Origin of the sequence: Pectobacterium carotovorum (genome assembly GCF_033898505.1) — a bacterium.
In the GTDB taxonomy this organism is placed as follows: Bacteria; Pseudomonadota; Gammaproteobacteria; order Enterobacterales; family Enterobacteriaceae; genus Pectobacterium; species Pectobacterium carotovorum_J.
The window spans coordinates 1883615-1895395 of record NZ_JAXAFK010000001.1; the positions used below are offsets into that span (position 1 = coordinate 1883615).

At 47.1% G+C, this 11781-nt stretch carries 12 protein-coding genes and 1 pseudogene; 4 read left to right on the forward strand and 9 right to left on the reverse strand.

Annotation, left to right across the window (positions count from 1 at the left end):
- Positions 1-227: 227 nt before the first annotated feature.
- The 3 genes and pseudogenes from R9X49_RS08340 to R9X49_RS08345 form a co-directional block, all read right to left on the reverse strand.
- On the reverse strand, positions 228-932 hold the full coding sequence (locus R9X49_RS08340) for a pesticin C-terminus-like muramidase (RefSeq protein ID WP_413775886.1): 705 nt from the start codon (positions 930-932) through the stop codon (positions 228-230).
- Positions 906-1184, reverse strand: a pseudogene (locus tag R9X49_RS23155) (2Fe-2S iron-sulfur cluster-binding protein); the annotation flags it as partial. The gene R9X49_RS08340 and the pseudogene R9X49_RS23155, both read right to left, overlap by 27 nt.
- A 35-nt stretch (positions 1185-1219) precedes the next feature.
- Complete coding sequence (locus R9X49_RS08345; protein ID WP_319847942.1) at positions 1220-1372, reverse strand: hypothetical protein; 153 nt, start codon at positions 1370-1372, stop codon at positions 1220-1222.
- A gap of 541 nt (positions 1373-1913) precedes the next feature.
- Between R9X49_RS08345 and R9X49_RS08350 the strand changes: the two genes are divergently transcribed.
- A complete protein-coding gene (locus tag R9X49_RS08350) occupies positions 1914-2186 on the forward strand; it encodes a hypothetical protein (RefSeq protein ID WP_205594285.1) in 273 nt (90 codons plus the stop codon).
- 512 nt (positions 2187-2698) lie between these two features.
- Here the strand turns inward: R9X49_RS08350 and R9X49_RS08355 are convergent.
- The 3 genes from R9X49_RS08355 to R9X49_RS08365 are packed head-to-tail and all read right to left on the reverse strand — an operon-like array spanning position 2699 to position 5290.
- Positions 2699-2956 (reverse strand): immunity protein, encoded by a 258-nt coding sequence (locus R9X49_RS08355; RefSeq protein WP_319847943.1) that lies wholly within the window; start codon positions 2954-2956, stop codon positions 2699-2701.
- Positions 2949-3641 (reverse strand): S-type pyocin domain-containing protein, encoded by a 693-nt coding sequence (locus tag R9X49_RS08360; RefSeq protein WP_319848614.1) that lies wholly within the window; start codon positions 3639-3641, stop codon positions 2949-2951. Before R9X49_RS08360 ends, R9X49_RS08355 begins: the two co-directional genes overlap by 8 nt.
- On the reverse strand, positions 3563-5290 hold the full coding sequence (locus tag R9X49_RS08365; RefSeq protein ID WP_319847945.1) for a colicin-like bacteriocin tRNase domain-containing protein: 1728 nt from the start codon (positions 5288-5290) through the stop codon (positions 3563-3565). Before R9X49_RS08365 ends, R9X49_RS08360 begins: the two co-directional genes overlap by 79 nt.
- Positions 5291-5843: 553 nt before the next feature.
- On the opposite strand from R9X49_RS08365, the gene ttcA reads away from it, so the two are divergent.
- Positions 5844-6779: a tRNA 2-thiocytidine(32) synthetase TtcA gene (ttcA, locus tag R9X49_RS08370; protein WP_319847946.1), complete on the forward strand. Its 936-nt coding sequence runs from the start codon at positions 5844-5846 to the stop codon at positions 6777-6779.
- An 86-nt stretch (positions 6780-6865) separates the two neighbouring features.
- On the opposite strand, the gene R9X49_RS08375 is transcribed toward ttcA, so the two are convergent.
- From R9X49_RS08375 to R9X49_RS08385, 3 genes are all read right to left on the reverse strand, one after another.
- The gene (locus R9X49_RS08375; RefSeq protein ID WP_319847947.1) at positions 6866-7042 is read right to left on the reverse strand and encodes a hypothetical protein; all 177 of its coding nucleotides are present in this window, start codon (positions 7040-7042) and stop codon (positions 6866-6868) included.
- A gap of 492 nt (positions 7043-7534) precedes the next feature.
- Positions 7535-8518: a zinc transporter ZntB gene (zntB, locus tag R9X49_RS08380; RefSeq protein ID WP_319847948.1), complete on the reverse strand. Its 984-nt coding sequence runs from the start codon at positions 8516-8518 to the stop codon at positions 7535-7537.
- 135 nt (positions 8519-8653) lie between these two features.
- Positions 8654-10270, reverse strand: a complete 1617-nt coding sequence (locus tag R9X49_RS08385; RefSeq protein ID WP_319847949.1) for a peptide ABC transporter substrate-binding protein — start codon at positions 10268-10270, stop codon at positions 8654-8656.
- Between the two features lie 165 nt (positions 10271-10435).
- Between R9X49_RS08385 and mpaA the strand changes: the two genes are divergently transcribed.
- Positions 10436-11155, forward strand: coding sequence for a murein tripeptide amidase MpaA (gene mpaA / locus R9X49_RS08390; protein WP_319847950.1), 720 nt, complete (start codon positions 10436-10438; stop codon positions 11153-11155).
- Between the two features lie 79 nt (positions 11156-11234).
- Positions 11235-11738, forward strand: coding sequence for a thiol peroxidase (tpx, locus tag R9X49_RS08395; RefSeq protein WP_039288920.1), 504 nt, complete (start codon positions 11235-11237; stop codon positions 11736-11738).
- The last annotated feature ends 43 nt before the right edge of the window (positions 11739-11781 follow it).

The following is an 11781-nucleotide window of genomic DNA, read 5'->3' on the forward strand; positions in this document are numbered from 1 at the left end:
GCCACGTTTGGCATCAATACCTATCAAATAGATTTTTCAGACGAGGACTATATCTATCACACCTCACGCCGACAACACAGGGCTCAATGCAGGTAAACGGGAAAAAGATCAAGGAAATGGTGGGTTATCTTAAGGGGCGAAACTATTTTGATGTAGACATAGTTGATGTAGACATAATGACAGAGCCACCACTGTCGGGTGACTCTGTCGATCATTTTATCTCATTATTACCACCATGGAGGTGTTCTTCCTGACAGCAAATACACAGCATCAAGGTAAGGATCCCATGAGTTATAGGTATCATTATCAATATCTTGCTGAATAAGATCAGCTTCCCTTCCCCTACGCGTTGAATAAGCATCACCGAACGCACGCAACTCTTTCACCAAAGCACTCCACTCTTGCTTAGTGATATACCCCCAGGCCTTTGGTGTTGCCGATTTAAGATTTACGCCATATTGATACGCTAAATCTGTGATTGCCGTTCGCGTATTAGGCGGTAAATCATTAAAACTTATATTTTTCGCATCAGCATTGAATAGATTTTCTACATCTGCCGTTACTTTTTGTACATAAACACTAGACAGTTTATTCGCTTGTTCTTCCGTCAATGTAAGAGGAGATGTGCGCAATTTTTCTTTTGCGGCATTACCTTTTAAAGTTGTATAAGGTTTTAAAATATCAACAATATCTTTAGGCACACCATCGCTCAGCAACTCTGCTTCCGTCCGTTGTCCCAAGTCAACACCCATCCCAATGGTAACACCGGATTTATCGAGAACATTGCCATTCTTATCTTGTGGTACATAGCCTTCGCTTTCAAAACCTTCAGATGTTTTTAAAAAACCTAAATTAATGCCAAGCCAATCAGAAATAAGCCGTTCCTCCGCTTGTTCTTCATCTTCCAGCAGTTCTTCCGCCTTGGTGCGGATAACACAGTCGCTTTGTGGATAGGCTATGCAGGTCAATATGAATTTTTCTTTCTGCTTATCGGTTAGAAACGATCCATCAGACTGATCAACCTGACCACTAACGAGGAGCGCTACACACGAAGAACACGCTCCGGCACGACATGAATAAGGTGCATCAACACCATTCAGTTCAAAAGAATCCAGAATATATACATCATCCGGAGCTTCAAACTCTGCCCCTGTTTCCATATCCTTAATGATATAAGTCGCCATTACAATACCCTTTCATTTATCTATTTAGATTATTCTCACCGTGCACAAAAACACTTCGCGCGATTGCACCCAGGCCGTCTTTTATTTGAGTCATCGGCGCGACGCTCTTTATCAACCACCTCCTCTTTTTTATTAATGTCTTCTGACACACGTTCATTCTTCAAACGTTCATTGTTCTCTTTTTCCATTTATCCCTCTCTATTAAATTGATTCGTGAGCATGGTGGAAATTTCCGCTCAGCCGATAACATCTGTCACAACGCGAGAGATATATTACGTTTAATGTCTATTTTATTATTTTAAAGCACTTTGCTAATCAGACGGTTGCTGGTCAGCACCGAATACGGCTCGGCTTGCATTACCGAGCGAGTAAGCGGCAGCCGAAATGTACAATAACCTTCGATGGCAATACCATGAGGAAAGGAAATAGCGTTCAGAACGTAACGTGGTTAGTCGGTGGCGTGTTGCATAAGCCTCTTGATATTTACATCAACACATATAATCATTTTAATGGTTACGAAATTGATTTTTAAGTACATTAATTACTAAAAGATCACCTAAAGGCCCTTGCTTTATTTTTCGATATTCTTCCATTTTATTCATATAAAGAGAATAGCATTCCTCCTTGCCAGAAAAAATTAAATAACCTAGTCCCATTTCACAGCCCCGTGAATATATTAATAGGACGACACAGCAATACATTGTCAATCAAATTGAATGAGGTGAAATAATGTCAGATCAACTTTCTGGTGGATGGACTGCTTTCCGTGATTTGAATGATGCGGATAAATCACTTTTTAAATCTACCGTACATTTGCTGGGTGTGGCTTATACACCACTATTTGTTGCAACACAGGTGGTATCGGGCACGAACTACTCCTTTCTGACGAAGGGTACGGTAACCTCGCCAGAAGCTCCGCTAAAAATTGTCAAAATTCATATTTATAAGCCGCTGAGCGGCGATGCGCACATTACTAAAATTGAAGAAGTCCTGCCGCAATAACGCTACGGCTAATTGATTTATCTCGCTAGCCGTAGCGTTGTTTTATATCGTCTACTTCCCTGCTTTGCCAGAACCGCGTCTTTGAACCAACATCTGACGGTGACGCAGGCATTTGTGACGAAGCAGTTGCTTTCGCCAGCAGATCTTCTGCATTTTTGACACGTTACACTTCCAGCACATCATGAGGAATAGTGTGTTTACCATCCCAGCAGAGAATACTTTTCACGGCGCTATTGCTTTCATCAGCATCAGTTAGCTGTTGAATCGTGGTCGTCTGTGGTTATGCAGTTACGCTCGACGTAAGCGTGGTGATATCGCCCTTATTTTCTTGCTGCCCATGCGAATAAGCGCTCTAACAAAAACGCTTATCGGCACAAACAAAAAAGCCACCCGAAGGTGGCCGATACTGATTTTGTGGTATAAAAAAACCGGAGCAGCTTTTTAAGGCATACTCCGGTATCTTTCGCGAATTTAGCGCGTATTAATTAAGAACACAAGCAATTAACTTTAAGTTAGAAGCCATATTTTTTATCAGTTACAAATTTTGGAGCAACCCAATTAGGTCCTTTTACAACGATGCCGTTCTTATCTTCAAGGATGCCCCTGTGGAAAAGCTCATTGTATTTAGCGGAAAGCTCACCGCTGGATATAACATCGAAATTAGTATAAGTATAAAGTCTATCCAATTGTTTATAATCCGATGTTAATGCAAAAACAGTAAGAACATCTTCCAATGTTTCATTTTGGATAACTTCTTTCATATTAGCCATTTTTCCCTCCTAATGCGTCTTTGAGTTCCTGTTCGTAGGCTGCCTGCAAAGCAGCATCAGTGTACAACGGTTGCTCTTTCTCATTAATCTTGTAGTCTTCAAGCGTCGCTGTATGCGTGTCGTTCCAAACAGAGCTTTCTTCTTGAATGCTACTAGGCACTTGGCCATCTTTGATACCTAAATTTCTGTAGCGCTCCAACTCTCTTAGTTCATGCGTATAGAATCGCTTGTCGGTATCCGTGGCAGTAAATTGCCCATTCAGTATGTTTTCTAAGCGTTCAATCATCACTTTGTTTTCAGCCGATATCTTAAAACGCCCTGTGTGTAATTTAACATTGTCCACACCTGTACGGTCAATCTTAACGTTTTGCCAATCCAGCTCCAAGATCGGACCGCCTGCCTTATCTGGATTATAATAACGTTTACTATATTTTCCTTTCTCTGTCCCACCATACGGATTACTGTTAAACACAACATAAAATGGTTCAACACCAGAGCCAGAAGCGGTTGGCAACCAGATTATATAGTCATCAATATCCACTGAATCAGCAACTGGCGTTATCGTAACGGTGATTTTATCAACAGGTTTAATATCAACACCAGTATTCAGTAATGCTTTATAGTCAGGAGCAGTATTACCCGTATTGCCGACATTTCCAATCGGAGGAAACGCTGGGTTTTCCAGTACAAGGCGATGGGAATATCCAGATTTCCATTTTTCTTGGCTAAATCGTCAAAGTTAGTAGGAGACTTATATCCCGGGATATCTTTTACTGGGATGGAAAATAAAATATCGACATCCTTCCCAACAATCTTACCGCCGCCAATCATCCCTTGTGGCTTATATGAAAAAGAGGCTAATGCCCCCGAAGGAACACTTTGGGAAATAGATGCAGTAGATCCAGATGTAGCAGCATAAAATGCTGACAACAGTGTACTAAGTTGAGTTTGTACTGTGCCAAATGTTGATACATTGACTCTGTTACGTTTTATCTCTTTTTCTTCGGCAAGCGTTCGCTCCGTTTCAACCTGAAGCAGATTATTCTCAGCAAGCAATTGCTCAGCCTTAGACAGATCAGAACGAGCCTGGTTCAGAACATGACTCTCTTGTTCCAATGCATTATTTGCTCTGAAATAAGCCTGATGAAAGTTATTCATCGTTTGCCATAAAGCAAGATAAATAGGATATCCCGGTCCCCCAGTTATACCCGCACTTAACAGACCTCTATTTTGATTATAAAAATTGTCGCGATTTTTTGCAGCGGTATTCACCTGTTCTTGATAAACCGCAACAGTTTTAGTTTTTTCTGAAATGGTTGCAGTAGAGCTTTCTTTTAGCTGTTGAGCAAAAGAGAGCACTTGGCGGATTTCAGTTAATTTTCGTTCCGCAGCAGTAATTGGATGACGCAATAACCACTCCTGCTCACGGCGCTTGGCCTCTTCAACCTGTTTTTTCTCTTCCTCTGCTGTGACAATTTTTGAAAGAGACACGTATACCGGTTCATGGTCGCTACCAAAATCAATAAAAGCATGGTGCGTATCCGCTACAGGCGTGGACAGAAAAGAAGAAACCTGAACATCATCTTTTACTTTCGGCGGATTCTGTGCCAAAGCAGGTTTGGTATTATCTACCTTGATTTGGAATGCAGGTTCACCAGCAATAATTTTCGCTGAGTACACGCCGGGTACTGCGGTTTTCTCTGCTTTAACTACGGGAATATTCGCAACTGGCGCATTCACCGCTGGCTGAGTAAGCGTAAGTTGACGCTGGGAAAGTTCAGTATTAATCACACTCTGAGCCAATAAACTGGCGGGAGCCGTTGGCAATGATGTAATTTCACTGACGGGTAGACTACTAACTAGCCCCGCAGGCATTGCTGTAACGTTATACCCTTTATTTAGCACTCCCTGTTGAGCAGCTAACTGGGCTAAGGCCTGCTGATGTGCCTGATTGTATATAGAATCGAGACTACTGGGAGCGGTACTGGAAGGCCACATTGCACCTACAGTAACACCCAATAGCCGCCCAGCAACGGGGAGCGCACTGCTAATTACTGCACTAATTTTGGCGAGGCCCGTCTCAATTGCTACCGTATTTATTGTAAATCCTGGCGTTCCAAAAATAGGATAGACCGGCATCGGTAGCGCGATTACCAAATAGGGATTAATGATAGCCTGCTTTTCAGGATTTTTACTAAAATCAACGGCAGAGCCACCTTTACTATTGTCCCTGTCATTACCACCTTTGCGGTCATCGTTTGAAACCCAACCACCACCGCCATCTACGGTCATGGTGTCTCCATCGTTTGGAGCATATAAACGGTACTTAATCATTGAAGTTCTCCATTATAAAATGCCAATACTGTATTTTTATACAGTATTGCATTATAGAGACTTCTCTGATCTGGCTAAAGCATTCGCCTAATTTCATAAACACAGTTAATAAACTGATTTTAAAAGTCTATTTTATCAATCTGCCTCTGAATGCTCTGCATCATCTGTGCATTCAACACCTCAATTTCCCGCGTCGTGTTCTCCATATCCTTTCACAGTATCCTTAGTTAAACTGACACTGGAATCACTTCAATCTCAAATGAAAATCAGGGGGAACAAGCATACCGACGATATTATCTATCATTACAAAGAACATGGTCTTACTGAAATCCAACGCTTACGCTTCGTTTTTCTACCGCGAATACGCAACGGTGAGCAAAAAAACCAATTACGCATGCGGCACTATAGGGCCATTGTGGAACACTGCTGTAAAACGATCTGGCATTCGTCGCCGTAATCCGTACCATACACGCCATGATCGTGCAGACCGTGTTGGCGTCTGCGCTGAACCGTTTTCCATCCGCAACGCCTTTTGCAACGAGCACAGATAAAAATGTCAGAAAAACAAGAGATTAACCCTAAAACTCAGTACAACCTCAACAAATTGCAAAAGCGCCTGCGGCGTAACGTCGGCGAAGCTATCGCTGATTTCAATATGATTGAAGAAGGCGACCGCATCATGGTGTGCCTGTCCGGCGGGAAAGATAGCTTCACCATGCTGGAAATTCTGCGCAATCTGCAACAGAGCGCGCCCGTTAACTTTTCTCTGGTCGCGGTGAATTTGGATCAGAAGCAACCTGGGTTTCCAGAGCACGTTCTGCCGCAGTATCTTGATAGCATCGGCGTGGAGTACAAGATCGTCGAAGAAAACACCTACGGGATTGTAAAAGACAAGATTCCAGAAGGGAAAACCACCTGCTCACTGTGCTCACGCCTGCGCCGTGGGATTTTGTACCGTACCGCAACGGAACTCGGCGCAACGAAAATCGCCCTTGGTCACCACCGCGACGATATTCTGCAAACGCTGTTCCTGAATATGTTCTACGGTGGAAAGCTGAAAGGCATGCCACCGAAGCTGATGAGCGATGACGGTAAACATGTCGTTATCCGCCCACTTGCTTACTGCCGTGAAAAAGATATCGAGCGCTTTGCTGAAGCTCGCCAATACCCGATTATTCCGTGCAATCTGTGCGGTTCGCAGCCAAACCTGCAACGTCAGGTGATTAAAGATATGCTGCGCGACTGGGACAAACGCTATCCTGGCCGTATTGAGACCATGTTCAGCGCCATGCAGAACGTTGTGCCTTCTCATCTTGCCGATCATGCCCTGTTTGATTTCAAAGGCATTCGTCACGGTAGCGACGTGGTGGATGGTGGCGATCTGGCTTTTGACCGTGAAGAACTGCCGTTGCAGCCCGTTGGCTGGCAGCCGGAAGACGATGACGAGACATCGTCACTCACCCGCCTGGATGTGCTGGAAATAAAGTAAGCGCGACTTTCCCGAAAGAATAATGACACGGTGGCAAGCAGCAGCAATTGCTGTTTCGCCACCGTTTTTATTTCCGTTTTCTACGTCTATCGACCTTGCGGTGGGTCAGTGACAGGTTCGTGTTCCGGCCCTGTCGGCGGTGGGTCAGGAATGGGCGGTGGATCGGGAAGCGGACGAGGTGTCGGATCGTTCGGTATAATGGGAATCGGTTCAACCGGAACCGTGTCAGCTTGCAGATAATCCGTCGCGTCTTGAGTGAGCATATTTTCCTCCTCGGTGTTGGATAATGTAAAAGCAAATCCAGCTACTGAAGCAGTACAGACATGCGTTACGGCTGGCTGATCGGTGCCAACCCTTCCCCTTAAGCGTAGTAAGCTAATGAATAAAATGCCAAAGGCATTTTACAACGTCGCCTGCGACGGCCCGAAGGGGGTGGCGCGTAGCCCACCATAATAAAATGCCAAAGGCATTTTACAACGTCGCTTGAAGGATGACGGAAAAGGCTAAGATCGAGGAGCAAAAAAAAGCCGACAAAACTGTCGGCATGGTGTGAATCAATTGTGCTATGCAGTAATTCAAAAAAGGAAGTAAGACAATATGGAGCGCAACGCCCATCGCTTGACGTTGCATTCACCTGCGGGAATGATAGTGCCGCACAACAGGGTAAAAAATGTTGATATTGCTCAATTTACGCGTGGTTTTTTAGCCGTTCGCGACAGTTTGTGATTATCGGCGCACCCAGTCGCCGCAAGTCGTTATAGCCATTTACTGCGTTTTAACCACCATGCAACGCCGCCAACCAATATCACCAACATCAGGCAGAAAGTGAAAAAACCAAACGGCGCATCGCCGCCGGGAATTCCCCCTAAATTGACACCAAATAGCCCGGTTAAGAACGTCGTCGGTAAAAAAACCATCGCCAAAAGCGACATCGTATAGGTGCGGCGGTTCATCGCTTCTGTCATCAGCGCGGTGATTTCATCCGAAAGCACCGTGGTACGTGCAATGCTGGCATCCAGATCTTCCAGCCCCCGCCCTAACCGATCGGCAATTTCCTGCATTCTGCGGCGATCGTCGTCCTGCATCCAGGGCAGTTTCTCACCGGAAATACGCGAGAACACATCGCGCTGTGGCGTCATATAGCGTCGTAGGACGATGAGCTGTTTGCGGATCAGCGCCAGCTCACCGCGCGGTGGAATCTTCTGTTCCAGCAAATCGTCTTCCAGATCGATGATTTTCTCATGCAAATCATCAATAAACTCGCTGGTATGATCGGTCAAGGATTCCGCAATGGAGACCAGCCAGCTTCCGCTGTCCGTTGGACCATTGCCTTCCTTCAGATCGGTAAGAATCTCGTCGATAGCCAGAATTTTACGGCGTCGGGTAGAAATAATCAGCTTGTCGGTAATGAATACCCGAACAGCTACCAGTTGATCCGGCCGCGCATTGGCATTCATGTTAATGCTGCGCAGCGTAATTAACGTGCCTTCCCCCAAACGTGTCACTCTGGGGCGGACGCTTTCCCCCGCCAGCGCATTGCGCACGCTATCCGGCACCAGTGTCGTTTTATTCAACCAGCGCGCGCTGGCGGGCAATGTAGAATCCAGGTGCAGCCAGCAGGGTTTTTCGCTGTTAACCACGTCCTGCTCGCCAATCGGGGTTATGCCCCCTTTTCCATCCAACTGATACGCATGAACCGCACCGCTGTGTTGCAACTCTTTTCCTGCAAAAGATTCCACGTCTTGCCTCCAACGGTTTGCTATCTGTTCTTTACTATCAATTCCTTTACTATCAACTGTGCGATTGTCAGCCGGAATGACCATCATGACCACTCCGGCTTTATCGCTACATCATTCGATGCGTCAATCTGGTATTTAATGCTTTTCGATGTAAAGCATATGGCTGTATGCCACGTCTTCAGGGTTAGTAATGGGGTAGCCCTTCACCCACGGTTTGATCAAACGTCCGTTGGTATATTGATAGATCGGCGCAATCGGTGCTTCATCCATCAAGATCTGCTCTGCCCGGTTATAGTCGGCATTCAGCGCCTGCGGGTTAGTCTGGTTCCCCGCTTCATCCAATACGCGATCGTAATTCGCGTTTTTAAAGCGCGCGATGTTACCGCTGTGGTGCGACGTTAGCAGAGAGAGGAATGTTGACGGTTCGTTATAATCACCCACCCACGACGCCCGCACGACATCAAAATTGCCACTATTGCGGCTGTCGATGTAGGTTTGCCACTCTTGATTGGACAGGCGGACGTCCACTCCCAGCGTTTTTTTCCACATGGATGCTACGGCAATCGCAATCTTCTGGTGGCTTTCCGAGGTGTTGTACAGCAGCGATAATTTCAGCGGATTGTTTGGACCATAGCCCGCCGCCGCCATCAGCGCTTTTGCCTGCGCATCCAGTTCATCCTGAGAATACTGCTGCAACAGGCTTTCCGTCGGTTTGAAGCCTGCGGTGACGTCCGGCGTGAAGTGCCAGGCTGGTTTTTCCCCCGTGCCCAGTACTTTTTCCGCAATCACTTTGCGATCGATAGCGTAAGACAGCGCTTTTCGCACTCGGGCATCGTTGGTCGGCGCCCGCTGCGTGTTAAACGCGTAATAATACGTACCAAGCTGATCCGGCGTATAAACCTGACCGGGCAAATCTTTCAGCAGCTTTTGATACTGGTTTTTAGGGAACGATTCGGTGATATCGATATCCCCGGACAGATAGCGTTTTGTCGCGTTCGATTCCTGATTGATGGGAACAAAGGTCACCTTTGTCAGGCGCGTGTTGGCGTTATCCCAATAATATGGATTCTGCGTGAGCACCAGCTTCTCATTAACCACGCGCTGATCCAGCTTAAACGCGCCATTGCCAACCAGATTGCCCGGCTTCGTCCAGTCATTCCCGAATTTTTCGACCGTAGCCTGATGTACCGGAAACAGGCTGAAATTCGCCGTCAGGCTGACAAAATAAGGGACTGGCTTGCTGAGTTGTACTTTCAGCGTATGGTCATTGACGGCCGTCACGCCAAGCTGATCGACAGGCAGTTTACCCGCAAGAATCTGTTCGGCATTCTGAATCCCCGCCAGTCGGGCAAACCAGGAGAACGATGAGCTGTTTTCCGGTGTCACCAGACGACGCCAGCTATAGACAAAATCGTTTGCCGTAACGGGTTCACCGTTAGACCAGCGGGCATTATCGCGCAGGGTAAAGACAAACGTACGGTTATCGGTCGTCTGCCAGCGTAGTGCTACGCCCGGAACGATGTTCCCGTTGGCATCCTGATTGACCAGCCCTTCAAACAGATCGCGATCCACTTGAGCTTCCATCAGCCCCACCGCTTTTATCGGGTCGAGAGAAGCCGGTTCATCTTTAATGTGGCGAACGATTTCCTGTTTCTCAGCCAGAACCGTTCCCGCCGGAACCTGTGCCGCGACGGCATTGCCCGTCATGGCCGCCATCAACGCGGCATAGAATGCAGAATATCCATAGTGCATGATGATTTGACCTGAAAGCATAATGAAATGATTGAAGAATATAATAGTCAGAAATCAGCGCTATCATCCAGCGATACCCCCGCAATTTGTCAGCCCACATCGCCGTTTGCGTCTCTGGGCCGATTTTTTTATGATGAAACGCATAGGTAACCACAGGGCGACAACATGGAAAACCCGATCATTCCTCTTCAGGCGCGCCAGCAACGAGGCAATTTACCTTCGCTGGGTGAACCTTATGGAAAATCACTGCTGGGCGCACCGCTGCTGTATTTCCCCGCCGAGCTAGCGCCCTCGGAGAGCGGGCTGATTATTGCCGGAACGCACGGCGATGAAACCGCGGCGGTTGTGGCACTTTCTTGCGCGCTGCGTACTCTCTTTTCAGGGCAGCGTCGCCACCATGTAGTTCTTGCGGTAAACCCGGATGGTTGTCAGTTGGGCCTGCGCGCCAACGCTAACGGCGTCGATCTCAATCGCAATTTTCCGGCCAGTAACTGGCAGCCGGGGAAAACGGTATACCGCTGGAATAGCGCCGCAGATGAACGCGATGTCGAGCTATCCACGGGGGAAACCGCAGGTTCAGAACCGGAAACGAAAGCCCTTTGCACACTGATTGAGAAACTTAATCCCCACTGGGTTGTCTCTTTTCATGAGCCACTCGCCTGCATTGAAGATCCACATCGTTCCGAATTAGGGCGATGGTTGTCGCAGCAATGCGAGCTGCCGTTAGTATCGAGTATCGGTTACGACACACCCGGCTCTTTCGGAAGCTGGTGCGCCGATCGTTCGCTCCACTGCATTACCGCTGAGCTTCCGCCGATCTCGGCAGATGCCGCCAGCGAATGCTACCTTAACGCGATGGTCGCGTTGCTAAGCCAGCAATTTTAATCGTAATTTTTATACCAATGTTGCTAATGTTGCCCTAAACTGAGCAGCGTGTTAATCACCTGTAATTAAGGACGCAAACATGTCACAGAACGTACATTTTCAAGGCAATCCTGTGCCAGTAGCAGGGTCATTCCCAGCCAAAGGAAGCAAAGCCCCGGCATTTACTCTGGTGGCTAAAGATCTGTCAGATACCCCGCTCAGCAACTATGCTGGCAAGCGCAAAATCCTGAACATTTTCCCAAGCATCGATACCGGTGTTTGTGCCGCGTCCGTGCGCAAATTCAACCAACTGGGTTCTGAGCTGGATAACACTGTTGTTCTGTGTATCTCTTCCGATCTGCCGTTCGCGCAGTCCCGTTTTTGCGGCGCGGAAGGTCTGAACAACGTCGTTGTACTGTCTACCCTGCGTGGCGGTGAGTTCAAAGAAAACTATGGTGTTGCTATCGCCGATGGCGCGCTGAAAGGCCTGACCGCTCGCGCGGTTGTCGTACTGGATGAAAACGACAACGTGCTGCACAGCGAACTGGTGAACGAAATCACCACTGAACCAGACTACGATGCAGCACTGGCTGTTCTGAAATAAGATAAGCTACGCTGACATTATGTGAAAAACGGCTGCTTGCGCA

Excerpts from the sequence above, each read along its gene's own strand:
- R9X49_RS08355 (WP_319847943.1), bottom strand. The coding sequence starts at position 2,956 with ATGGCTAATATGAAAGAAGTTATCCAAAATGAAACATTGGAAGATGTT.
- R9X49_RS08365 (WP_319847945.1), bottom strand. The coding sequence starts at position 5,290 with ATGATTAAGTACCGTTTATATGCTCCAAACGATGGAGACACCATGACC.
- tpx (WP_039288920.1), top strand. The coding sequence starts at position 11,235 with ATGTCACAGAACGTACATTTTCAAGGCAATCCTGTGCCAGTAGCAGGG.
- R9X49_RS08385 (WP_319847949.1), bottom strand. The coding sequence starts at position 10,270 with ATGCACTATGGATATTCTGCATTCTATGCCGCGTTGATGGCGGCCATG.
- R9X49_RS08375 (WP_319847947.1), bottom strand. The coding sequence starts at position 7,042 with ATGCTCACTCAAGACGCGACGGATTATCTGCAAGCTGACACGGTTCCG.
- ttcA (WP_319847946.1), top strand. The coding sequence starts at position 5,844 with ATGTCAGAAAAACAAGAGATTAACCCTAAAACTCAGTACAACCTCAAC.
- R9X49_RS08345 (WP_319847942.1), bottom strand. The coding sequence starts at position 1,372 with ATGGAAAAAGAGAACAATGAACGTTTGAAGAATGAACGTGTGTCAGAA.
- R9X49_RS08350 (WP_205594285.1), top strand. The coding sequence starts at position 1,914 with ATGTCAGATCAACTTTCTGGTGGATGGACTGCTTTCCGTGATTTGAAT.
- mpaA (WP_319847950.1), top strand. The coding sequence starts at position 10,436 with ATGGAAAACCCGATCATTCCTCTTCAGGCGCGCCAGCAACGAGGCAAT.